The sequence below is a fragment of the Kitasatospora sp. NPDC041988 genome (genome assembly GCF_055588525.1).
This window is the reverse complement of the sequence record NZ_JBVJCO010000040.1, coordinates 20,849-42,237: the sequence shown is the minus strand read 5'-3', so window position 1 is coordinate 42,237 and position 21,389 is coordinate 20,849. Positions and strand designations below refer to the sequence as shown.

Sequence of the window (21,389 nt, the reverse complement as noted above, 5' to 3'; positions counted from 1 at the left end):
GTGCGGTCCCGGGCAGAGCCCCGGTGTGGGCGCGCCCCGGCCGGCGGCTCCGTTGCCGCTGTCCGTGCCGTGGCCGCTGCCCGTGCCGCGGCTACCCGTTCGTGCCGCGGTTGCTGTCCGTGTCGTTGTTGCTTCCCTTGCCGCCGGCAGCTTCGTCGGTGCCGGCGGCGACGCCGTCAGAGCGCAGAGGCGCGGCAGCGTCTACGCGGGCGGTGCGCCGGGCCCGTGGCGCGCGGTGCGTTCACCGCCACCCGCTGGGTCGGCGCCGAGGGCAGCGGATCGGCCGCGGCCCCGCCCGGCACGAACGCTTCGAGAAACCGCCGCTCGGACTGGCTGAGTTTGCGGGAACGACCGGATTCCCGGTCCCGCGCGACCACCACGGTGCGCGCCCGCATATACGTCAGCGGATCGCGGCAGACATTCACCTCGACATGCGCGGAACTGCGGCCCAGCCGTTCCACGGTCAGTCGGACCAGCAATGGTTCCGACGCATGGTGGAGCTGCTCCAGGTAATCGATCTCATGGCGCGCGATCAGGAATCCGGACGGGAAAAGTGATTCCCGGACGGCGACCGCGTGGTGGCGGAAGAGGTCGTAGATCCCCTCCTGGACGTAGGAGACCAACCGGGCGTTGTTGATGTGCCCGTTCTCGTCGACGTCGCTCCACCGGGTGGGGCAGGTCAGGACGTGCGCGTTTGGGTGCGGCGCGCTCACTGCTTCTTCAGCCCGGCGTCGCCCTGGCCGCCGGCCCCGGCGGGCAGCAGCGCCCGCTGCAACCTGGCGTAGTAGACGGCGTGTTCGGAGGCCATCCGGGCGGCGGTCCACCCCTCCTCGGCGGCCTCGGCGGCGGCCTGGACGACCAGGCTGTCGAGCACCCCGTCGACGGCCCGGCAGAGCTCGGCCACCGCGGCCAGGCGGTCGGGGACGTCGACGTCGGCGCCGCCGGCCCCGCCCCGGGCCGGGAACGCCGCGAGCGAGTCCACGGCGAGCCGCAGCTCGTCGACGGCGTCCGACCGGATTTCCGAAAGGCAATTGCGCACGGTTTTCTCCCGAAAAATATACTGCATTGTCTGGTGCGTTCGAATACGCCGGAGCGGTTCAGGCGCGGATCGCGCACCCCCCGGCGGAACGGACGCTATCCCAGCCCGGCCACGCCGTCACAGGATTACGGAAGCCGACGGGAAACTGCCCACCATTGGAGTAGTTTGCCGGGGCATAAAATCTGCCGCATCAGCCGAATGCCCTCCCGGAGGTCACCCGCTGTCACCGCGGACCCGACCGGGGCGACAGCAGGTCAGCCGGTCCAACTGGCCCACCAACGCGCCTTGTACAGGTGCGTACCGGGCAGCACTCGGACGCCGTCCGGGCGGTGGAAGGTGAGCACCGAGGTGCACCAGGAGCAGGGCCCGGCGTGGTCGGGGGCCGCGGTGAGCAGCCGCCCGGTGCCCGGCTCGTCGCCGACACTCTTGACGTCCCGCCCGGCGGCCTCGGAGCCGAGCGGTACCCGGGTGAAGCGGCCGCCCGCCGGGTCGTACCGCCACAGGTGCGCGGCGGTGCTCACCCAGAACCGGCCGGGCGCGGCGAGCACCGGCGCGAGGTCGTGCCCGCCCGGCTCCGGCAGCGCGGCACTGCGGACGGCGGTGAGCTCGGGCGCCGCCGGCGTGCCGCCGACCCGCAGGGCGGTGAGCGTGTCGTCCCCCACCGCCCAGAGCAGTCCGCTGCGCCGGTCCCAGTGCACGCCGTGCGCGCCGCGCAGCCGGTACTCGGCGTGGACGGTGCTGCGCGGCCCCTGCGAGGCCGTGTACAGCCGGACCCAGCCGCCGTCGCTGGCCGCGACGGCGACGTTCCCGTCCGGGAGCAGCTCCGCGCTGTGCGGGTTGGCGCCGCCGGTGTCGGCCGCCCAGGAGGCACGGCCGGTCGCCGTGTCGACGACGGCCACCAGGCCGCCGGAGGCGGTGGTGAGCAGGTAGCGCCGCCCGGCCCTGGTGCGGCTCTTCGCCTCGTCCGGCCTGGCCCAGCTGCGCGCCGGGGCGAGGTCGGCGAGGTCCGGCGCCCGGTCCGCGCTCCACGACCACACCACCGGCAGCCGGTCCGGCCACTGGTAGGCCATCAGCTGCTCGGCGCTCTGCAGCACGAGGACACTTCGCGAGGCCTGGTCCACCACCACGACCGCCCACCCCGGCCGCACGGCCCCGGCGGGCCCGGCCGGCACCCCGAGACCGAACACCATCAGCCCCACCAGCAGCGCCCGCATCCCGCGCATGCACCCCGTCCCTCCGTCGTCCGGTTTCCGGGTCCACGGTGCGGGGCGGCGGCCCGGCCGGCAGGCAGGCACGCCCGGAGGGCCGACGAAACCGGCTCGACGTGGGGACGCCAGGCCGGGAGACGCCCGGGCACTGCCGGACCGGGCCTAGCCGGCGGAGGTGCGGGCGTGCGCGGCGGTGCGGGCGTGCGCGGCGAGGACGGTGTCGAGGAGGCCGGGGAACCGCTCCTCCAGGTCGGCGGCACGCAGGGCGGTGAGCCGGCGGTTGGCGTCCTCGCGCTGCCGGACCACGCCGGACTCGCGCAGCACCTTGAAGTGGTGGCTGAGTGTCGAGGGCGCGACGTCGACCGGGAAGGTGCCGCAGGCGCGTTCGGCTTCGGCGCGCAGGATGCGCACGATGGTCATCCGGGTGGGGTCGGCGAGCGCGTGGAGCACGTCGAACAGGTCGATCTCCCCGGTCGCGGGGTGCGCGAGCGGCGGCTTGCGCCGGGTGCTGCTGCGGGGCACGGACGGACCTCCCTGTCAGTCATGTTCGACAATCATCGAAATTGCGTGGTACCAATACCGCACAGCAATTTCGACATTCGTCGAACATCGTAGCCGAGGGGGCCCGACATGCGCGCACTGGTGATGACCGCACCCGGTGGAGCCGAGAACTCGCAGATCCAGGAAGTCGGGGCGCCGCACCCCGGCCCCGGCCAGGTGGCGGTCGACGTCGCCTACGCCGGGCTGAACTTCGTGGATGTGATGACCCGCCGCGGCGACGCCGCGTACGACTCCGGCTGGCCGTACCTGCCGGGCAAGGAGGTCGCCGGCACGGTCCGCGCGGTGGGCGAAGGCGTCACCGGGCTGCAGGCGGGCGACCGGGTGGTCGCCGCGCCGCCCGGCGGCGGCCTCGCCGAGGTGGTCCTCGCCGAGGCCGCCCTCACCGTGCCGGTGCCGGCCGGGCTCGGACTGCGCGAGGCCGCGGCCGCCCCGCTCGGCCTGGCCACCGCCATGCTGCTACTGACCGACGCGGGCCGCTTCACCGCCGGCGACACCGTCCTCGTGCACTCGGCGGGCGGCGGGATCGGCAGCGCGATCGCCCAGCTCGTCCCGCTGCTCGGCGGCGGCCGGCTCATCGGCACCGTGGGCCGCCCCGAGAAGGCCGCGGCCGCCGAGGCCTCCGGCTACCACCACGCGTACGCCCGCGACGAGCGGCTCCGCGAGGCGGTCCGGGAGGCCACCGGCGGGCTGGGCGTCGACCTCGTCCTCGACCCGCTGGGCACCGAGGCCCTGGAGCTCGACCTCGACCTGGCCGCGGTGGGCGGCCGGATCGTCCTGTTCGGCAACGCGGGCGGCGGCGGCATCGGCGCCCTGCCCCCGGTCGGCCGGCTGCTCGCCGGCAACCTCACCGTCACCGGCTTCAGCCACCGCGGCCTGGCCGCCACCGCCCCCGGCCGACTGGGCCGGGCGATCACCCGGGTCGTCGGCCTGCTCGCCGACGGCCGGCTCACCCTGCCCGTCACCGAGCTGCCCGGACTCGCCGACGTCCCCGCCGCCCATGACGCCATGGCAGCGGGCCGGGCCACCGGCAAGTACGTGGTGCGCGTGGGAGGTTGAGCGGCGCCGCCCGGTCCGCGGAGGACCGGAGCCGCGCGGGCGCCGTCCTCGGCTCCCCGCCGACCGGGCTCGGCCTGCGGCGCCGGTCGCCGCGGCGCCCAGGCCCAGGACCTGCTGCAGGCAGCGGGAGACGAGGCAGAAAGCCGTGAACTGCCCACCCCTCCCCGCGAGCGGACCGCCGCCCGACGCCCGCTACCCGCGCCCCGAGACCGCGTCCGCCAGACGGGCGAGCGGAGAGGTGGTGGGGCGGCCGGTGGACTCCTGGCGGTCGGCGGCGTGGTAGGCCGCGTAGAGGGCGTGGACACCGAGCCAGCGCAGCGGTTCGGGCTCCCAGCGGCGGACGGTGTGGCCGACCCAGGGCAGGCGGGTGAGTCCGGTGTCACGGCCGAGGACGAGGTCGCGCAGGGTGCGGCCGGCCAGGTTGGCGGTGGTGACGCCGCTGCCGACGTAGCCGCCGGCCCAGCCGAGGCCGGTGGTGCGGTCGAGCTCGACGGTGGCGCACCAGTCGCGGGGGACGCCGAGCACGCCGGCCCAGGCATGGTCGATCCGGGCCTCGGCGGCGGCGGGGAAGAAGCTGTCGAGGATCGCCCGGAGCTGGCGGACGGTCGCCGCCTGGGTGGTGCCGTCGGAGTCGGTGCGCGAGCCGAAGCGGTAGGGGACGCCGCGCCCGCCGAGGGCGATCCGGTCGTCGGCGGTGCGCTGCGCGTACATGTAGGCGTGCGCGAAGTCGCCGAGGACTTCGCGGCCCTCCCAGCCCGCCGCGGCCCAGAAGGAGGGCGGCAGTGGTTCGGTGGCGATCATCGCGGAGTTCATCGGCAGCCAGGTGCGCCGTTCGCCGCTCAGCCCTGCGGTGAAACCCTCGGTGGCGCGCAGCACGTGGTCGGCGGTGACGGTGCCGTGCGGGGTGACGGCGCGGGCGCGGCGGCCCGGTCCGGCGGGGTGGACGGCGGTGACCGGGGACTGTTCGTGGATGCGGACGCCGAGCGCCTCGACCACCCGGGCGAGACCGCGGGCCAGCTCGGCGGGCTGGATGCGTGCTCCGTACGGCGTCCAGGTGCCGCCGAGGGCGCCGGCGATCCGGATCCGGTCGGCGGTCTCGCGGCCGGTCAGCAGGTGGATGCGGTCCGGACCGTAGGCGGCCTCGGCCTCGGCGAAGGCCTGGAGCCGGGCGAGCTGGGCGGGGGTGCGGGCGACTTCCAGGACGCCGCCGCGGACGACGTCCGCCTCGATGCCCTCGGCCGCGGCGGTGTCGGCCACCTCGCCGACCGCCGCGTCCATCGCGCGCTGCATCGCGGCGGCCGGCCCGGGCCCGTACCGGCGGGCGAAGGCGGACCGCCCGGCGAAGCCGTTGTAGAGCCAGCCGCCGTTGCGCCCCGACGCGCCGTACCCGCAGAACCGTTGTTCGAGCAGGGTGATCCGCAGACCGGGCTCGGCCTTCTTCAGGTAGTACGCCGCCCAGAGCCCGGTGTACCCGCCGCCGACGATGCACACGTCGGCGTCCGCGTCGCCGGGCAGCGCGGGCCGGGGTTCGGGCAGGCCGCTCCGCGCGTACCAGAAGGAGACGCCGCCGTTGACGGCCGGGGTGTCGTCGCCGTTGCGGGCCACGGGAACCTGCTTTCGCTCGGTGATCTGCGGGGACGCTACGCCGCGTCCGCCCGCGCGGACCACCACCACGCTGCCAGGATCCGGCCGCCGGGCCCTGCACCCTGTCAGGCATCACGGGCGGGGCCCACCGTCTCGCACCCCGGCACACCGGTGCCGGACCGCCTGCGGTCGGGCACCCCGGCGCCCGACCGCTCTCGCGTGACCGCCCCCGCCCGGCAGAACGCCTAGCCGATCGTCGAGCCCTCGACGGGCACGGAGAGCGGGATGGTCTCGCCGGCGAACCCGGTCTTGACGAACTGCCAGGTAAGGCCGGTGATCACGCCCTTGCCGAGCGGCGCGAGCCGGGCGAACGCGGGCTGGCTGAGGTCGATGTGGGTGGAGTCGCAGGACGGACACTGGTCCTTGACGGGCACGGTGACGGTCTTGCCCTGGTAGGTCACCTTGACCGAAATGCCCCTGCACACCGGGTCGTTGTTCGGGTTGGCAGTGGTCCACCAGGTGTGCGAGACGGCGACCAGCATCTGGGTGGCGGCGTTGATCTGGGTGCCGCAGGCGCCGTAGCCGGCGTCGTTGTAGTAGGTGGCCTTGCCGGTCATCGGCTTGTTGATCGGGATCGCGGCACTGGCCGAGCCTGCGGTCAGGGCGATCAGCGCGGCGGCGGCGAGCGGCGCGCCGGCCAGGATCCGGGCACTCCTGATGTTCTTGACGATTCGCATGGTTCCCCTCCGGTTCTTGGTGCGGACGGCATACCGAGCACGGGCGGGGCCGGGGCCTCCCGCGATCGCCGGATCAGGCCAATTCGCCGGCTTCGCGAAGGAGTTCGAGCACGTCCGACCCTCCCGGGACAGGACGCTATGCCGGTCCGGCCGACGCGGTCCAGACCTTTGATGTGTTGTCATGGACACAAGTCACGATGCTTTACGAAAGCGGCCGAAGGCGGGACGATACGTGACCGCAGGGCGGGCCGGCGCGTTGTCAGGGCACGTTCCGCACCCCAGGAGGCCCCGTGCACCCCACGCTTCGCACCGCTCTCACCGCCGCGCTCCTCGGCGCCGCCGTGCTGACCGGCGTCACCCCGGCCGCCGCCGCTCCCCGGGAGGTCAACCAGGGGTACAGCATCCCGGTCGGCGGGGTCACCGACCTCGGCGCACTGCCGGTCCTCGGCAGCCTCGGACTCGACTTCGCCCGCCTGCTCGGCCGGTGAGGGGGCCGCACGCGGGCACCATCGCCTACAAGGTCGCCCGCGTCGTATGAAGAGAGGTCGCCGCGGTCGCCGTCAGACCCGCCCGACCGCGAACAGCGCGCCGGACAGCGGGTGTTCGGCGGTCCGGGCGGTGGTGATGTACAGCGTGCGCAGGTCCGGTCCGCCGAACGCGCAACTGGTCACGCGCGGCACCGGAAGCTCCACGGTGGCGAGCAGTTGCCCCTCCGGCGAGAGGCAGTGGACGGCGGCGCCGTCCCAGAACGCCACCCAGAGGTTCCCGGCCGCGTCGAGGGTCATGCCGTCAGGCAGACCCGGCAGGTGGGAGACGTCCAGTGAACGGATCCGGCGGCCGACCGGGCCGACCTCGGGGTACTCGTAGAGGTCGATCCGGCGGGTCGGGGTGTCGATGTGCCAGAGCCGGTCCGGCTCCGGCCAGGCCAGGCCGTTGGGGACGGACAGCCCGTCCAGGACGGGCCGCGCGATGCCGTCGTCCTCCAGCCGGTAGAGCGGGCCGGGCCGCCAGGGCTCGGCCCGCTGCATGGTGCCGGCGACCGGGCGGCCGTACGGGTCGCAGGCGCCGTCGTTCATCCGGCGCTCCGGCCGGTCGGCCTCGACCGGGGCGAGCAGCTCGGTGCGCCCGGTGGCGGGGTCGAGCAGCTCGAAGCCGCGTTCGGTGGCGAGCACCGGCCGGCCGTCCGGGCGGAACATCAACGCGCCGGGGGTGACCGCGAGTTCGGTGACGCCGACACGGCCGCTCGACGCGTCCAGGGTGAGGACGCGGCGGTCGCGGATCCCGATCCAGTGGAGGCGGCCATGGGAGGCGTCCCAGCGCGGGCCCTCGCCGAGGGCGAGTCGCGGGGTCTCGGCAACGGGTTCGGCACGCATCGGCCTTCTCCTCGGGGATGTCAACGGGATCTCAACGGGATCCCAAGGCAGCAGGGCCTCGGGCAGCAGGGCCGCGCTCGGCTCCGGATCGGTCCAGACGTGCCGGTGACGCTCCACCGGGACGGTCCCGGCTCAACGGCGTTGCACCGCACCCTACGTGGTCCCCGCTCGACGGCGGCGGCCCGGGTGAGCGCCGGCGGCGCGGCCTTGGCGACGGCGGACCCCGGCGCCATCGCGCACCTCGCCTCCCCGCACGCGTTCGGCACCGTGCCGGGTTCGCCGCCTTCGCGGGCGTGCAGCAGTTCCAGGCTCGGTGCCGTCCCCCTCGCTCGGGCCCAGGGCGAGCCCGGCAGCGCCGCGGAGCGTCTCCGGGGTTTCTTCCGCTCCGAGAGTCAGCAACTCCGACAGGCCCGCTACAAGGCCGATCGGCACCGCGAAGCCCTCCCGCCATCGTCCGGCCATCGGCCGCAACAGGGCAGCCATACTGCGGCAACACCCCTGCTCAGCAGGCAAGATGGCGATTGACAGCGGAGCTCGGCGTTCAGCACGATGAGCGCCGAGCCCACTCGCAGCACGCCGGAAGGAGGGCCGATGACCACCGTTCGCCACGTCCCGTGCCCTGCCTGTCCCCGCCCCTGCCGCGGCCGTCGCCGCAGCCTCTGTTGTCGCTGAAACGCTCACCTGCTGAACGGCTGAACCTCCGAAGCCCCAACCTCTGAGCCCCTGACGGCCCGACCGGGCGGCCGGGCTCGCCGGACGGGCTCCGTCCAGGGCGCGGCGCCCAGCCCTCACGTCCAGCGCCACCCGTTCTCCCCGCGAAGCCGCGAACCCACGAGCCGCTGCACCGCTGCACCGCGCACTCCGTGCACGCCGGCGCCCTGCCCTACTCCCCACGGCCTGCACGCGCCCCCTGCCCTTTCACCTGTCCCGCCCCACCCGAAGCCCTACTCGAAGCCCCACGAATCCACGCGACATCACGCGACATCACGCGACATCACGCGAAAGCCGAGGTACCGCCATGACCACCGCCCTCACCGAGCTCCGCCTCACCCCGGCCGCCGGCCGGATCGGCGCGATCGTCCACGACGTCCGCCTCGGCGGCGACCTTCCCGCCGAGACGGTCGCCGCCGTCGAGGCCGCCCTGTACGAGCACAAGGTGCTCTTCTTCCGCGGCCAGGAGCACCTGGACGACGCCGAACACGAGGCGTTCGCCCGCCTGTTGGGCCAGCCGGTCGGCCACCCGACGGTGCCCAGCGCCGACGGCCGGTACATCTTCGAGCTGGACGCCACCAAGGGCGTGCGCGCCAACAACTGGCACACCGACGTCACCTTCGTCCCGTCCTACCCGAAGGCGTCCATCCTCCGCTCGCTGGAGCTGCCGCCGGCCGGCGGCTCCACGGTCTGGGCCAACACCGTCGCCGCCTACCAGGACCTCCCGGGGCCGCTGAAGGTGCTGGCCGAGAGCCTGCGGGCCGTGCACACCAACGACTACGACTACGCGGCGAGCCTGGCCCTCAAGCCGGAGCTGGCGGACAACGCGGAGATCGCCAAGCTGTTCCGCCAGGTGTTCGTCTCCACCGCGTTCAAGACCGAGCACCCGCTGGTCCGCGTCCACCCGGTGACCGGCGAGAAGTCCCTTGTGCTGGGTGCGTTCGCGCAGAGGATCCAGGGCGTGTCCGGCGCCGACAGCCGGGCCCTGATCGCGCTGTTCCAGCGCTACATCGAGCGCCTGGAGAACACGGTGCGCTGGGAGTGGCAGGTCGGCGACGTGGCGATCTGGGACAACCGGGCGACCCAGCACTACGCCGTCAACGACTACGGCGACGAGCCGCGCCTGGTCCGCCGGATCACCCTGGACGGCGACCTGCCGGTGGGCGTGGACGGCGCCCCGAGCCGGCTGCTGGAGCCGGTCGAGCCACCGAAGGTGGCCGGCCTCGTCCCGGCCGAGGAGCTGGAGGCCTCACTCCAGGCCTGAGCCGGCCCGCCCGTCACTCGTCAGGAACCGCCGGTCCGACCGAGGTGGCTGCTCTGACCGCCCTCACCACGACCCACCCGCACGACCGCAACCCACCACCCCTGCGAAGGACCCGCCATGACCGCGTTCACCACTCCCTCCGCCCCCGGCCTCTCCCGTCGCGCCCTGCTGCGCGGGGGCCTCGCCGGAGCCGGTCTGCTGACGCTGGCGGCCTGCCGCTCGGCGGCGGACACCGCCTCCTCCGCCGCGAGCGGCTCGCCGGGCCCGCGCCGGGGCGGCGTCCTCACGGTGGGCACCGGCATCGACTTCACCCCGAGCCTGCTCTTCGCCCAGAGCGCCAACACCCTCGTCCAGCGCCTGGTCTTCAACACCCTGACCAGGTACGACGACAGGCTCCAGCCGCAGCCCGAGCTGGCCACCTCCTGGCAGGTCGGCGCCGACGGCACCAGCGTCACCCTCAGACTGCGCGAGGACGTGCTCTTCCACAGCGGCCGCAGGTTCACCGCCGACGACGTGGTGTTCGCCGTCAAGAACCTACAGAACCCGACTCGTTCGGCCCAGCTGCGCTCCACCGCGGCCGCCGTCGCCGACTTCCGCAAGAACGGCGACTTCGAGCTGACCCTCGTCCTCGCCCACCCGGTCAGCAACCTCTTCGACCTCTTCGAGTTCATGATCATCCCGGACTCGGCGACCGTCGAGGACGCTGTCGCCGGCACCAAGCTGGTCGGCACCGGCCCGTTCACCCTCACCGAGCGCAAGCCCGGGAGCTCGATCACCTTCGCCCGCAACGAGAAGTACTGGAACCCCGGCCGTCCCTACCTCGACGGGGTCGAGATCCGGATCATCCCGCAGGCCGAGTCGCTGCTCTCCTCGCTCAAGACCGGCCAGACCCACCTCTCCTACACCGTCCGCGGCAAGGACGTGGCCACCCTCAAGAGCGACCCGCAGTTCCTGATCAAGCAGTACGACACCGGCTCCGGCGCCTACTACATCGGCGCCAACCTCACCGCCGAGCACGTGAGCGACAAGCGCGTCCGGCAGGCCATCGCCTGGGCGGTGGACCGCGACCGGCTGGTGCAGCAGGCGCTCGGCGGCTACGGCACCGTCTCCTCCGCTCCCTGGCCCAAGTCCTCGCCCGCGTACAGCGACGCCAACGCCACCCGCTACAGCCACAACCCGGACAAGGCCCGGGCGTTGCTCAAGGACGCCGGCCTCACCACGATCACCCTGCCGTTCGCGCACTCCAACGAGCCCGGCGCCACCGCGATCGCCCAGATCCTCCAGTACGACCTCAAGCAGGTCGGCATCGAGACGGTTCTCCAGCCCACCGACTCGCCCACCATGCAGAAGCAGCTCATCTCGCAGTCCATGCCCGCGCTCTGGACGCTGAGCCACGGCTTCGCCCAGCTCCACCCCGCCACCCTCGCGGTGAGCGCCTACCCGTTCAACGAGGCCAAGAACAGCTCGCGCTTCGCCTCGCCCGCCTACACCGACATCGTGCAGAAGGCCTGGCAGCGCCCGGACAGCGCCAGCGCCGAGGCCACGGCCCTCTACCAGCAGATCACCGACGTACTGCTGGACGAGGAGTTCGTGATCGACCTCGCCATCGCCGGCCTGGTGGAGGTCGCCGGCAGCAAGGTCCGCGGCGCCGACCTCAACAAGTTCGGCTACCTCAACCTCGACGACGCGTACCTGACGGCCTGACCGATGCGTACCCTCCTGTTCAAACGCCTCCCCTCCGGGCTGCTCGTCCTCGCCCTCGCCTCCTTCCTGGTCTTCCTCATCCTCCGGCTGATCCCCGGCGACCCGGCCACCTCGCTGGCCGGCCCCGACGCCGGGCCGGAGGCCATCGCCGCCGTCCGCACCCGGCTCGGCCTCGACCAGCCACTGCTCTCCCAGTACACCGGCTGGCTCGGCCACCTCGTCACCGGGGAGCTCGGGCCCAGCTACGCGATCGGCGGGCAGGTCGCCGACCTGATCGGCAACGGCCTCGGCGCCACCGTCCAACTCACCCTCGGCGCCCTGCTGCTGGTGATCGTCATCGCGCTGCCGCTGGGGGTGCTCGGCGCCACCGCCCGGCGCCGCCCGGTCGCCGCCGCCGTCCACGCCTTCACCACCGCCGTCCTGGCCGTCCCCCCGTTCGTCACCGGCGTCCTGCTCGTGCTGCTCTTCGCGGTCACCCTCGGGCTGCTGCCGGCCGGCGGCCACGAGTCGCTGCTCGACCAGCCCGACCTCGCCGTCCAGTACCTGCTGATGCCCGCCGTCTGCCTGGCCCTGCCGAGCGCCGCCGTCCTCGCCCGCTACCTCAAGGACGGCATGGAACGCGCCCTCGCGGAGGACTACGTCCGCACCGCCACCGCGCTCGGCGTCTCCCGCCGGCGGATCGTCTGGCAGCACGCGCTGCCCAACGCGCTGCCTCCCGCGATCACCGTGCTCGGCTTGCAGATCGGCCAACTCATCGCCGGAGCCGTCCTGGTGGAGCGGATCTTCGCCTGGCCCGGGCTCGGCCAGCTGATCGAGCAGGGCGTGATCCGCCGCGACTACCCCGTCGTGCAGGACCTCCTGCTGCTGATCGTCGCCGTCTACGTCACCGTCCAGCTGCTCACCGACCTGGTGTACGCGTGGCTGGACCCCCGGATCCGGTGGGAGTAACCAGATGACCACGCTGACAGCCTCGACCACCCACCCGTCGGAGGCCGCCGGCCCGCGCCGCAACCGCTATCTGGCCGGGCTGCTCACCGGCCGAGGCCTCGCCGGCCTCGCCCTCGTCGGTGGGGTCGCACTCGCCGCCCTCCTCGCGCCGCTGCTCACCGACCTCGACCCGAACGCCCAGAGCGCGCTCGCCCTGGCCGGCCCCAGCGCCGAACACCCCTTCGGCACCGACGACATGGGCCGCGACCTGTTCAGCCGGGTACTGCACGGCATCGGCACCGACCTGGCGATCACCTTCGCCGCCGTCCCGGCCGGCGCCCTGCTCGGCTGCTCCTTCGCCCTGCTCGCCGCCTCCTCCCGCTGGGCCGACCTCGCCGTGCAACGCGTCTTCGACCTGCTGCTCGCCTTCCCCGGGCTCATCCTCGCGCTCGCCGTCACCGCCGTCCTCGGCCCCGGCCGCTGGCCGGTCCTCATCGTCATTGCCCTCGCCGAAATCCCCGGCTTCGGCAGGCAGTTGCGGGCCGGAATCCTCGTCCAGCGCGAGCGCGAGTACGCGCTCGCCGCCCGCGTCGGCGGCGCCTCCCGGCTGCGGGTGCTGCTGCGCCACGTCGTCCCCAACGCGGCCGACCCGCTGATCGTGCAGACCGCCGTCGCCCTCTCCATCGGCGTCTTCATCGAGGGCGCGATGAGCTTCCTCGGCCTCGGCGTCCGGCCTCCGGAGCCCACCCTCGGCTCCATCCTCAGCCAGTCCGTCGCCTACCTCTCCACCCACCCCACCTTCGCGGCCGCCCCGTTGGCCGCCACCACCGCCCTGGTCCTCGGCTTCACCCTGATCGCCGAGGCCCTGAACAAGGGGATCCGCGGATGAGCCGCCCCGTCCTTCAGGTACGCGACCTCACGGTCGAGTTCGACGGCACGAAGGCCGTCGACGGGGTCGGCTTCGAGCTGGCCGCCGGAGCCACCCTCGGGCTGGTCGGCGAGTCCGGCTCCGGCAAGTCCACCACCGCGCTGGCGCTGCTGCGGATGCTGCCGGCCGGCGGGCGGATCACCGGGGGCTCGGTCGAGCTGGACGGGCAGGACCTCGCCGCGCTGCCCGAGGGCGACCTGCGCGGGCTGCGCGGCCGGCGGATCGCGATGATCTTCCAGGACCCGATGTCCTCGCTCAACCCGGTGCTCACCGTCGGCAGGCAGCTCGACGAGGCACTACGGGCGCACGGCGGCGCGGGCAGGGCCGAGCGGGCCGCCCGGGCCGTCGAACTGCTCGACCTGGTCGGCATCCCCTCCGCCGCCGAACGGCTGCGCGACCACCCGCACCAGTTCTCCGGCGGCCAACGCCAGCGCATCATGATCGCGCTCGCGCTCGCCAACAAGGCCGAGGTGCTGGTCGCCGACGAGCCGACCACCGCCCTCGACCCGACCGTCCAGCAGCAGATCCTCCGGCTGCTCGCCCGGATCAACCGGGAGACCGGCACGGCGCTGCTGGTGATCAGCCACGACCTCGGCGTGATCGCGCAGACCTGCCGCCGGATCCTGGTGATGCGCGGTGGCCGGGTGGTCGAGCACGGCGAGACCGGCGACGTCCTCGCCGCACCCCGACACCCCTACACCAAGCAGCTGCTGGCCGCCGTGCCGCGACTGGACGCACCCTCCGGGGCCGCCGCCAACAGCACCCCGGGCGCCGTACCACTGCTCACCGTCACCGGCCTGGGCAAGACGTACGGTCCCCGCCGGCGGGCGGTCACCGCGCTGGACGGCGTCGACCTGGAGCTGCACCCGGGCGAGACGCTCGGACTGGTCGGCGAGTCCGGCTCCGGCAAGTCGACACTGGCCCGCGCCCTGGTCCAGGTGCACGCACCCTCGTCGGGCTCGATCCGGTTCCGCGGCGAGGAGTTCGGACGCGGCGGGGAGCGCGCGGCCCGCCGCGAGGTGCAGATGGTCTTCCAGGACCCGTACGCCTCGCTCAACCCGCGGATGACCGCCGGCCGGATCATCGCCGAACCGCTGATCGCCCACGGCCTCGGCGACCGCGCGGCCCGCGAGCGGCGGGTCGCCGAACTGCTCCGCCAGGTCGGGCTGGAACCCGCCATGGCCGACCGGCACCCGCGCTCCTTCTCCGGCGGCCAGCGCCAACGCATCGGCATCGCACGGGCGTTGGCACCCGAACCGAGCGTGCTGATCTGCGACGAGCCGGTCTCCGCACTGGACGTCTCCGTCCAGGCCCAGGTGATCGAGCTGCTCGCCCGGCTGCAACGCGAACTAGGCCTCGCCATCCTCTTCATCGCCCACGACCTCGCGGTGGTCCGCCAGGTCAGCCACCGGATCGCGGTGATGCACCGCGGCCGGATCGTCGAGACCGGCCCGGCCGACCGCGTCGTCACCGCGCCCGAAGACCCCTACACCGCCGAACTCCTGGCCGCCGTACCGCGCCTGGAGTCCGCCCCCCGCCTCACCACCCGGAGCAGCGCATGACCACCACTCCCGATCCCCGGCCGCACGACCCGCACCGCCGCGACCCGTACGCCGGCTTCCCCGGCAGCGTCGGCCGCACCTTCGGCGTCTCCACACCCGCCTGGCCGGAGCGCGTCCGCCCGCGTGAGGGCGCGCCCAACATCGTCGTCGTCCTGATCGACGACATGGGCTACAGCGACATCGGCCCGTTCGGCTCCGAGATCCCCACGCCCACCCTCGACCGGCTCGCCGCGAACGGCGTCAAGCTGGCCAACTACCACACCATGCCGCTCTGCTCCCCCGCCCGCGCCGCCCTGCTCACCGGCCTCAACCCGCACCGGGTCGGCTACTCCTTCGTGGCCAACGCCGACCCCGGCTTCCCCGGTTACGGCATGGAGGTGGCCGGGGACATCCCCACCCTCGCCGAACTGCTGCACGACCAGGGCTACGCCACCTACGCCGTCGGCAAGTGGCACCTCACCCGCGACTCCGCCTCCAACGCCGCCGACAGCCGCACCAACTGGCCCCTACAGAAGGGCTTCGACCAGTACTACGGCGTTCTCGAAGGCCTCACCAGCCTCTTCCACCCGCACCAACTCGTCCGTGACAACAGCCCCCTGGACATCGACGAGTTCCCGGACGACTACTACTACACCGACGACATCACCGACCAGGCCATCGCCATGGTGAAGTCGCTGCGCGCACACGACGCCGAGAAGCCGTTCCTCCTCTACCTCGCGCACAACGCCGTACACGGCCCGCTCCAGGCCAAACCGGCCGACCTCGCCCGGCACCAGGGCCGCTACGACGACGGCTGGGACGAGCTGCGCACCGCCCGCTTTGCCCGCCAGCTCGCCGCCGGCCACTTCCCGCCCGGCACCGAGCTCCCCGAGCGCAACGGCGAGACCGGCTACGACGTCGGCCCGTGGGGCGAACTCACGGACGTCCAGAAGAAGTTGTACGCCCGCTACATGGAGGTGTACGCGGCGATGGTCGACAACGTCGACCAGAACCTCGGCCGGCTCACCGACACCCTCGCCGCGCTCGGCGAACTCGACAACACCATCATCGTGTTCACCTCCGACAACGGCGGCACCGGCGAGGGCGGCGCCGAGGGCACCCGCAGTTACTTCAGCCGCTTCGTCCACCACCCCGACCTGCCCGAGGACTGGAACCCCGACGTCGAGCGCGAGATCGGACTCATCGGCGGCCCGCAGAGCCTGGTCCACTACCCGCGCGGCTGGGGCATGGCCTCCAACACCCCGTTCCGCTTCTACAAGGGCCAGACCTACGCGGGCGGCGTCCGGGTGCCCTTCGTCCTCTCCTGGCCGGCCGGCCTGCCGCGCGCCGTGGGCGACACCGGCGTCCGCCCGCAGTACCAGTACGTCACCGACATCCTGCCCACCCTGCTCGAACTCGCCGGCGTCGAACGGTCGTCGGACCGCGCCGGGAAGCCGGTGCAGTCGCTCGACGGCATCAGCTTCGCCCCCGTCCTGCGCACCCCGGACGCCCCCTCCACCCACCCCGAGCAGTACTGCGAGATGACCGGCAACCGCAGCTACTACCGCGACGGCTGGAAGCTCGTCACCCTGCACCGCTTCGGCGCACCCTACGACGACAGCGAGTGGGCCCTGTACGACCTGCGCACCGACCCCACCGAGATTCACGACGTCGCCGCCGAACACCCCGCACTGGTCAAGGAGTTGGCCGCCGCCTGGGAGGCCTCCGCCTGGCGCGACGGCGTCTTCCCGCTGGCCGACGGCAGCGGCGCCCTCGCCCTGCGCGGCCCGGAGGCCGACCGGCTGCGCCGCCCGGTCACCCTGCTGGCCGGCACGCCCGAGCTGGAACGGTACCGCTCCTCCCGCCTGATCTCCTTCCGCTCCTTCACCGTCGAGGTCGAGCTGGACGCCCACGGCGCCGACGACCAGGGCGTCCTCGTCTCCCACGGTGACCAGGGCGGCGGCTACAGCCTCTACGTCGAGGACGGCCGGCTCCGCTTCGCCTACAACCAGTACGGCGACCTCTTCGAGGCCGAGGCCGGCCCACTGGCCGCCGGCGCCCGCCGGATCACCCTGGAGGCCACTGCCGTGGCCGACCTCAAGTGGGAGTTCCGCGTACTGGTCGACGGCACCGAGGCAGGCCGGCTCGGCCCGGTCCACCAGCTGATCGGCATGGCCCCGTTCCAGGGCATCAGCGTCGGCGTCGACCGCAAGTCCCCCGTCTCCTGGCCGGTCTACGAGCGCCACCGCTCCTTCCGCTACACCGGCGGGCTGCGCGCCGTCACCTACCTGCCCGGCGAGCCCGCCCCGTACGACCCCGAGACGGTCGCCCGGGCCCTCCGCGAGGCGGCCGCGGCCTTCGAGTAGCCGCACACCCCCGGCCGCTCGCCCCGCCACTGGCTCAGTTGCTCACCTGGCCGCTCGCCCGGTCGGTCGCCCGGTCGGCCCCCGCCGCGGGGGCCGGCCGGGTTAGGCTCGTCCCGTCCGCACGGCACACACTCAGGGGGGACCTGTGATCGGCGAACTGCTGCCCGAAACCGTCGTGGTGGAGGTCGCGTACGACGACCCGCCGCAGGCCCGGCTCGAACCGGAGGAAGAGGCCGTCATCGCCCGCGCCGTCGACTCCCGTCGCCGCGAATTCACCACCGTCCGCCACTGCGCCCGCCTCGCTCTCACCCGCCTCGGCGTCCCCTACCGCCCCCTCGTCCCCGGCCTGCGCGGCGCCCCCGGCTGGCCCGACGGCGTGGTCGGCAGCCTCACCCACTGCGCCGGCTTCCGCGGCGCCGCCATCGCCCGCGCCGGCGACGTCGTCTCCCTCGGCATCGACGCCGAACCCGCCCTCCGCCTCCCCGAGGGCGTCTTCGAGGCCATCGCCCTCCCCGCCGAGCAGAAGCGCATCGCCGAGCTGCTCGCCGAACACCCCGACACCCCCTGGGACCGCCTCCTGTTCAGTGCCAAGGAGTCCGTCTACAAGACCTGGTTCCCGCTCACCCACCTCTTCCTCGACTTCAGCGAGGCCGAGCTCACCCTCCACACCGACGGCACCTTCCACGCCGAACTCCTCGTCCCCGGCCCGGTCGTCGACGGCCGGAGCCTCGACTCCTTCACCGGCCGCTGGACCGTGCGCAACGGCCTCCTCGCCACCGCGATCACCGTCCTGCCGTGACCGTCACCTACGTCATCGACGGCACCCGGGTCACCACCCTGGAGGAATTCTGGGCCGAGGCCGGCCGCTCCATCGGCTGCGGCGGCTACTTCGGCCGCAACCTCGACGCCTTCGCCGACTGCCTCCGCGGCGGCTTCGGCACCCCGGACGACGGCGACTACGCGATCGAGTGGCACGACCACGAGGCCTCCCGCCGCCACCTCGCCCACCCCGAGACGGCCCGGCAGCTGGAGCTGATGCTCGCCCGCTGCCACCCCACCAACCGCGACCACGTCGGCACCCGCCTCGCCGAGGCCCGGGCCGGCCGGGGTCCGACCGTCTTCGACTGGCTCGTCACCATCATCGAGGACGAACTCCCCGGCGGCCTGCTCCTGCGCTGACCGGGCGGTGCGGCACCCGGTCAGCGCAGGAGCAGGCCGGGCAGTGCGGCGCCCGCAGGCCGGCCGACCCTTGGCCCTCAGGCTCGGTGGCCGGGTCCCGACTCGGGCGTACGACCCGGGCGGCGATCGCCCTCGGACGACTGCGGGCCTTCGAGCTGCCATTCCCTTGACCCGGGCAAGGCCGTGGATGGCCGTTTCCGATCGCTTTGTGCCCACCTCGCGACAGTGTCGTAACGGGCGGGTTCGGGCCGCCAGACCGCCTCCGAGCTGCGGCTATGCTGTGCGGCGGCCTTGACGGGCCGTAAGGGAAACGGGGGCAGGACACAATGACCGACAGCACAGGGACGGGCTTCACCGCCCACCCGGAGAAGCTGGACTCGGCGGCGGGCAAACTGACCGCCGCGGGCAACGACGTGGGGACGATCCGCGACACCCTGGGCCGGCTGAGCATGTCCGGCGAGGGCACCTTCGGGCCGTACGGCGCGCCGGAGGCGGCAAAGGCCTTCTGGTCGGCCTGGCAGGACGAGCTGGGCGTCAACACCGACGCGCTGCACGACCTCGGCGACAAGGTCGGCAAGACCGCCGCCAACTACGCGGGCGTGGACGGCAAGATCTCCCAGCACCTCCAGGTGCGGTGACCGATGCCCGACCACGACGCACATCCGCTGGGCACCGACCCGGGCAGCCACCGGGCACAGGTCGAGCGCCTCAAGAAGACCATCGACGAGTCGCACGGCATGTGGGGCGCCGGCGACCTCAAGTACGCGGTGCACGACGCCCTGCAGCTCGACGCCCCGAAGGGGGATCCGGGGAAGCTGGGTGAACTGGCCGCCGCCTACCACAATGCGGGCAGTCAGCTCGACCAGGTCCAGCTGGAGGTCGCCCGGACGGCGTCCGAGCGGCTCCCGGAGGCCTGGACCGGCCAGGTCGGCGAGAAGGCCGTCGAGGTCGTCAAGGCCTCCGCCGACGACCTGCAGCGCTGCCGCGAGACACTGGCCAAGGGGCACGACCACCTCAAGACGCTGGCCGGCGCCCTCAGCCAGGCGCAGACGCTGCACGGCCAGGGCGACGCCCCACTGCGGGAGGCACTCGGGCTGCTGCACGACATCACCGTCGCCGGCGCACCCGACCCGGTGCACTGGGACGACGACAAGATGCACTCGGCCCACGCCAAGGCCAAGGACGGCATCAAGTCGATGTTCGACGCAGCCGTGAAGGCCGAGGACGCCGGCCGCGCCGCGGCCCGCGAACTGAACGGGCTGGCGGGCAAGGCACTGGCCGGCAAGTTCAAGAACAAGGGGCTCGGCGCGGCCGACAAACTGGTCCTGGTCGACGCCTCCCTCCTGGGCAGCGACGAGGCCGGTGCGATCCTCACCGCCAACGACGTGACCCGGGCCGCCCAGTTCATGGACAAGATGAGCGACGCCGACCGGGCCCGCTTCGACGAACTGCTGGCCGGCGCGAAGTCCCCGGAGGAGCGCGCCTACCTGATGAAGGCGCTGGCCGCCGGGCACAGTTACGACGAGGTCAAGGCCTTCGGCGCACAGATCCACGAGCACGGCGACGACCCGAACTGGCTGGCCCAGCGGATCTCCCCGGTGCAGCTCACCTCCCTCTCGTCCGACACGAACGGCACCGGTTACGGCGGCGTCGCCTGGAGCCAGGGCCAGCACCCGACCTGCGTGGCCGCCTCGACGGTCACGGCCCGGGCGATGGTCGACCCGATGTTCGCCTTCCAGCTCACCACCGGCGGCCGCCCCGGCGACCCGGCGTACGACAACGGCCAGGCCGCGAAGGACCGTTGGGACAAGGAGACGAACCGGGTCTACGACTCGGAGGGGTCGTGGCACGAGTTCATTGCGGACGGCAGGTACAACTACGAGTCCAAGGACATGGCCAACGACGAGATCGCCAAGCACACCGGCGCGAGCTACCACACCGTGGACCTGGACGACGACGCCGAACAGCGCCGCAATGTCCTGGCCCAGGTCGAGGCGGCGGTGGACCAGGGCAAGCCGGTACCGGTCGGCGTCAAGGAGGACACCTGGTTCCGTCCGGACGGCCATCAGATGATGATCATCGGCCATCGCGGCGACCAGCTAGAGATCTACAACCCCTGGGGTTACACCGTCTGGGTCAGCGAGAGCGACTTCGTCAACAACCACATGGAAGGCGCCGCCGCCGGTGGCGGAATGCCCGTCGCCGACCACGTCCAGCTCCCCAAGTGAGGCCGCTGTGAGCACTCCACACTCCATGAGCGACAGCCAGTTGGCCGCGCTCGACATCGAGATCCTGCTGCGCTTCGGCCTGCCGTCGGAGGGGGCGCACCGCTCGGCCCTGTTCGGGGACGGCGCGGTGGCCGCCGCCATCGCCGCCGACCGCCTGGGCGTGCTGCCGCGCGCCCTGGTCTTCCTCGGCGAGGTGGTCAGGGCGGGCGGCACCCGCTACGCGGCCGGTCTGCCCGAACCGCTGCCGGGCCCGGCGGCGGCCGTGGCACGGGGGTGGCTGGAGGCGGCCGCGATGGTCGTCCAGGAACCGTCGGGGGACCTGCTGGTGGCCCGCTGGCTGGACGCGGTCGCCGCCGTCCTCGCCCTGCGGGTGACCAGCCGGGAGGCAACGTCATGACGCGACGGCGGCTTCTGCTGACCGTGGCCGGCGTGCTGGTCGTCGTGCTCGCGGCGGGAGCGGTGGGAGTCCACCTGCTGACCCGGGGCAAGCTCGACCACGGCAAGGTGTTCACCGCCACCTCGGGACAGCTCACCGTCAAGCCGGGGCAGCTGTTCTCGATCGAGGTCGACGAGCACCCGTCCTGGGGTGACGCGTGGACGGTGGCCGTGCCGAGCCCCGACACGGCCACGGTTCAGGTGTCGGACGAGGAGTACATCGCCAACCTCCACCTCCTCGGCATGTCCGGTGGCGTGTTCGGTTCGGGCGGCCGCCACTTCTTCGTCTTCCGCGCCGAGGGCCCTGGCCGGACGGAGATCGCCCTGCACAACCTTTACGCGGGCGGGGTGATCGCGCCGCCGGCCGACATGGCACCCGAACAGGTCGACCGCCGCTTCACCGTGGACGTGCGGGCGTAGGGCGGGCCTCCAGGGCCATGCGGAGGAACAGCCCGTAGAGGTGGGCCCACGGACAGTGCCCCGGTCCGGCCAGCAGGCCGGACCGGGGCATCGCTGCGTCAGATCTCGTTCCTCAGCGGAGGGTTCGC

The 21,389-nt window shown here is 73.2% G+C and carries 22 protein-coding genes; 14 read left to right on the top strand and 8 right to left on the bottom strand.

Annotation, left to right across the window (positions count from 1 at the left end):
- Positions 1 to 176 precede the first annotated feature (176 nt).
- The 4 genes from ACZ6NC_RS31540 to ACZ6NC_RS31525 form a co-directional block, all read right to left on the bottom strand.
- On the bottom strand, positions 177 to 713 hold the full coding sequence (locus ACZ6NC_RS31540; RefSeq protein ID WP_465737266.1) for an acyl-CoA thioesterase: 537 nt from the start codon (positions 711 to 713) through the stop codon (positions 177 to 179).
- Positions 710 to 1,039, bottom strand: coding sequence for a hypothetical protein (locus ACZ6NC_RS31535; RefSeq protein ID WP_465737265.1), 330 nt, complete (start codon positions 1,037 to 1,039; stop codon positions 710 to 712). Before ACZ6NC_RS31535 ends, ACZ6NC_RS31540 begins: the two co-directional genes overlap by 4 nt.
- Positions 1,040 to 1,293: 254 nt before the next feature.
- Positions 1,294 to 2,262, bottom strand: coding sequence for a DUF6528 family protein (locus tag ACZ6NC_RS31530; protein WP_465737264.1), 969 nt, complete (start codon positions 2,260 to 2,262; stop codon positions 1,294 to 1,296).
- Between the two features lie 147 nt (positions 2,263 to 2,409).
- Entirely contained in the window at positions 2,410 to 2,769 is a 360-nt protein-coding gene (locus ACZ6NC_RS31525; RefSeq protein WP_465737263.1) for an ArsR/SmtB family transcription factor, read from the bottom strand.
- 108 nt (positions 2,770 to 2,877) lie between these two features.
- Between ACZ6NC_RS31525 and ACZ6NC_RS31520 the strand changes: the two genes are divergently transcribed.
- On the top strand, positions 2,878 to 3,864 hold the full coding sequence (locus ACZ6NC_RS31520; protein WP_465737262.1) for a quinone oxidoreductase family protein: 987 nt from the start codon (positions 2,878 to 2,880) through the stop codon (positions 3,862 to 3,864).
- Between the two features lie 192 nt (positions 3,865 to 4,056).
- Here ACZ6NC_RS31520 and ACZ6NC_RS31515 read toward each other — a convergent pair whose 3' ends face one another.
- Both ACZ6NC_RS31515 and ACZ6NC_RS31510 read right to left on the bottom strand, forming a co-directional pair.
- Positions 4,057 to 5,469: an NAD(P)/FAD-dependent oxidoreductase gene (locus tag ACZ6NC_RS31515; protein WP_465737261.1), complete on the bottom strand. Its 1,413-nt coding sequence runs from the start codon at positions 5,467 to 5,469 to the stop codon at positions 4,057 to 4,059.
- Between the two features lie 224 nt (positions 5,470 to 5,693).
- On the bottom strand, positions 5,694 to 6,185 hold the full coding sequence (locus ACZ6NC_RS31510) for a cysteine/serine endopeptidase inhibitor (RefSeq protein WP_465737260.1): 492 nt from the start codon (positions 6,183 to 6,185) through the stop codon (positions 5,694 to 5,696).
- 290 nt (positions 6,186 to 6,475) lie between these two features.
- Between ACZ6NC_RS31510 and ACZ6NC_RS31505 the strand changes: the two genes are divergently transcribed.
- Entirely contained in the window at positions 6,476 to 6,673 is a 198-nt protein-coding gene (locus ACZ6NC_RS31505) for a hypothetical protein (protein WP_465737259.1), read from the top strand.
- Between the two features lie 72 nt (positions 6,674 to 6,745).
- Here the strand turns inward: ACZ6NC_RS31505 and ACZ6NC_RS31500 are convergent, their stop codons facing one another.
- Together ACZ6NC_RS31500 and ACZ6NC_RS31495 are read right to left on the bottom strand one after the other, a co-directional pair.
- Positions 6,746 to 7,558, bottom strand: a complete 813-nt coding sequence (locus ACZ6NC_RS31500) for an SMP-30/gluconolactonase/LRE family protein (protein WP_465737258.1) — start codon at positions 7,556 to 7,558, stop codon at positions 6,746 to 6,748.
- A 20-nt stretch (positions 7,559 to 7,578) separates the two neighbouring features.
- A complete protein-coding gene (locus tag ACZ6NC_RS31495; RefSeq protein WP_465737257.1) occupies positions 7,579 to 7,791 on the bottom strand; it encodes an SDR family oxidoreductase in 213 nt (70 codons plus the stop codon).
- 785 nt (positions 7,792 to 8,576) lie between these two features.
- On the opposite strand from ACZ6NC_RS31495, the gene ACZ6NC_RS31490 reads away from it, so the two are divergent.
- From ACZ6NC_RS31490 to ACZ6NC_RS31435, 12 genes are all read left to right on the top strand, one after another.
- Positions 8,577 to 9,533 (top strand): TauD/TfdA dioxygenase family protein, encoded by a 957-nt coding sequence (locus ACZ6NC_RS31490; protein WP_465737256.1) that lies wholly within the window; start codon positions 8,577 to 8,579, stop codon positions 9,531 to 9,533.
- Between the two features lie 117 nt (positions 9,534 to 9,650).
- Complete coding sequence (locus ACZ6NC_RS31485) at positions 9,651 to 11,237, top strand: ABC transporter substrate-binding protein (protein WP_465737255.1); 1,587 nt, start codon at positions 9,651 to 9,653, stop codon at positions 11,235 to 11,237.
- Between the two features lie 3 nt (positions 11,238 to 11,240).
- On the top strand, positions 11,241 to 12,185 hold the full coding sequence (locus ACZ6NC_RS31480; RefSeq protein ID WP_465737254.1) for an ABC transporter permease: 945 nt from the start codon (positions 11,241 to 11,243) through the stop codon (positions 12,183 to 12,185).
- Between the two features lie 4 nt (positions 12,186 to 12,189).
- Entirely contained in the window at positions 12,190 to 13,053 is an 864-nt protein-coding gene (locus tag ACZ6NC_RS31475; protein ID WP_465737253.1) for an ABC transporter permease, read from the top strand.
- A complete protein-coding gene (locus ACZ6NC_RS31470; RefSeq protein WP_465737252.1) occupies positions 13,050 to 14,654 on the top strand; it encodes an ABC transporter ATP-binding protein in 1,605 nt (534 codons plus the stop codon). The genes ACZ6NC_RS31475 and ACZ6NC_RS31470 overlap by 4 nt, the downstream gene beginning before the upstream one ends.
- Complete coding sequence (locus ACZ6NC_RS31465) at positions 14,651 to 16,999, top strand: arylsulfatase (RefSeq protein ID WP_465737251.1); 2,349 nt, start codon at positions 14,651 to 14,653, stop codon at positions 16,997 to 16,999. Before ACZ6NC_RS31470 ends, ACZ6NC_RS31465 begins: the two co-directional genes overlap by 4 nt.
- Before the next feature lie 145 nt (positions 17,000 to 17,144).
- Positions 17,145 to 17,798 carry a 4'-phosphopantetheinyl transferase family protein gene (locus ACZ6NC_RS31460; protein WP_465737250.1) on the top strand — a complete coding sequence of 218 codons (654 nt, stop codon included), beginning with the start codon at positions 17,145 to 17,147 and terminating at the stop codon, positions 17,796 to 17,798.
- Positions 17,795 to 18,178, top strand: coding sequence for a barstar family protein (locus ACZ6NC_RS31455; RefSeq protein ID WP_465737249.1), 384 nt, complete (start codon positions 17,795 to 17,797; stop codon positions 18,176 to 18,178). Before ACZ6NC_RS31460 ends, ACZ6NC_RS31455 begins: the two co-directional genes overlap by 4 nt.
- A 326-nt stretch (positions 18,179 to 18,504) precedes the next feature.
- Positions 18,505 to 18,816: a WXG100 family type VII secretion target gene (locus tag ACZ6NC_RS31450; RefSeq protein WP_465737248.1), complete on the top strand. Its 312-nt coding sequence runs from the start codon at positions 18,505 to 18,507 to the stop codon at positions 18,814 to 18,816.
- 3 nt (positions 18,817 to 18,819) lie between these two features.
- Entirely contained in the window at positions 18,820 to 20,406 is a 1,587-nt protein-coding gene (locus tag ACZ6NC_RS31445) for a putative alpha/beta hydrolase (protein ID WP_465737247.1), read from the top strand.
- Positions 20,407 to 20,431: 25 nt separating this feature from the next.
- Positions 20,432 to 20,803: a hypothetical protein gene (locus tag ACZ6NC_RS31440; protein WP_465737246.1), complete on the top strand. Its 372-nt coding sequence runs from the start codon at positions 20,432 to 20,434 to the stop codon at positions 20,801 to 20,803.
- Entirely contained in the window at positions 20,800 to 21,261 is a 462-nt protein-coding gene (locus ACZ6NC_RS31435) for a protease inhibitor I42 family protein (protein ID WP_465737245.1), read from the top strand. The genes ACZ6NC_RS31440 and ACZ6NC_RS31435 overlap by 4 nt, the downstream gene beginning before the upstream one ends.
- Positions 21,262 to 21,389: the final 128 nt, after the last annotated feature.

What these genes read in the sequence shown, in the direction of transcription:
- ACZ6NC_RS31500 (WP_465737258.1), bottom strand. Translation starts at nt 7,558, where the DNA reads ATGCGTGCCGAACCCGTTGCCGAGACCCCGCGACTCGCCCTCGGCGAG.
- ACZ6NC_RS31450 (WP_465737248.1), top strand. Translation starts at nt 18,505, where the DNA reads ATGACCGACAGCACAGGGACGGGCTTCACCGCCCACCCGGAGAAGCTG.
- ACZ6NC_RS31485 (WP_465737255.1), top strand. Translation starts at nt 9,651, where the DNA reads ATGACCGCGTTCACCACTCCCTCCGCCCCCGGCCTCTCCCGTCGCGCC.
- ACZ6NC_RS31480 (WP_465737254.1), top strand. Translation starts at nt 11,241, where the DNA reads ATGCGTACCCTCCTGTTCAAACGCCTCCCCTCCGGGCTGCTCGTCCTC.
- ACZ6NC_RS31475 (WP_465737253.1), top strand. Translation starts at nt 12,190, where the DNA reads ATGACCACGCTGACAGCCTCGACCACCCACCCGTCGGAGGCCGCCGGC.
- ACZ6NC_RS31510 (WP_465737260.1), bottom strand. Translation starts at nt 6,185, where the DNA reads ATGCGAATCGTCAAGAACATCAGGAGTGCCCGGATCCTGGCCGGCGCG.
- ACZ6NC_RS31490 (WP_465737256.1), top strand. Translation starts at nt 8,577, where the DNA reads ATGACCACCGCCCTCACCGAGCTCCGCCTCACCCCGGCCGCCGGCCGG.
- ACZ6NC_RS31530 (WP_465737264.1), bottom strand. Translation starts at nt 2,262, where the DNA reads ATGCGCGGGATGCGGGCGCTGCTGGTGGGGCTGATGGTGTTCGGTCTC.
- ACZ6NC_RS31520 (WP_465737262.1), top strand. Translation starts at nt 2,878, where the DNA reads ATGCGCGCACTGGTGATGACCGCACCCGGTGGAGCCGAGAACTCGCAG.
- ACZ6NC_RS31445 (WP_465737247.1), top strand. Translation starts at nt 18,820, where the DNA reads ATGCCCGACCACGACGCACATCCGCTGGGCACCGACCCGGGCAGCCAC.
- ACZ6NC_RS31465 (WP_465737251.1), top strand. Translation starts at nt 14,651, where the DNA reads ATGACCACCACTCCCGATCCCCGGCCGCACGACCCGCACCGCCGCGAC.
- ACZ6NC_RS31440 (WP_465737246.1), top strand. Translation starts at nt 20,432, where the DNA reads ATGAGCGACAGCCAGTTGGCCGCGCTCGACATCGAGATCCTGCTGCGC.
- ACZ6NC_RS31495 (WP_465737257.1), bottom strand. Translation starts at nt 7,791, where the DNA reads ATGGCGCCGGGGTCCGCCGTCGCCAAGGCCGCGCCGCCGGCGCTCACC.
- ACZ6NC_RS31470 (WP_465737252.1), top strand. Translation starts at nt 13,050, where the DNA reads ATGAGCCGCCCCGTCCTTCAGGTACGCGACCTCACGGTCGAGTTCGAC.
- ACZ6NC_RS31435 (WP_465737245.1), top strand. Translation starts at nt 20,800, where the DNA reads ATGACGCGACGGCGGCTTCTGCTGACCGTGGCCGGCGTGCTGGTCGTC.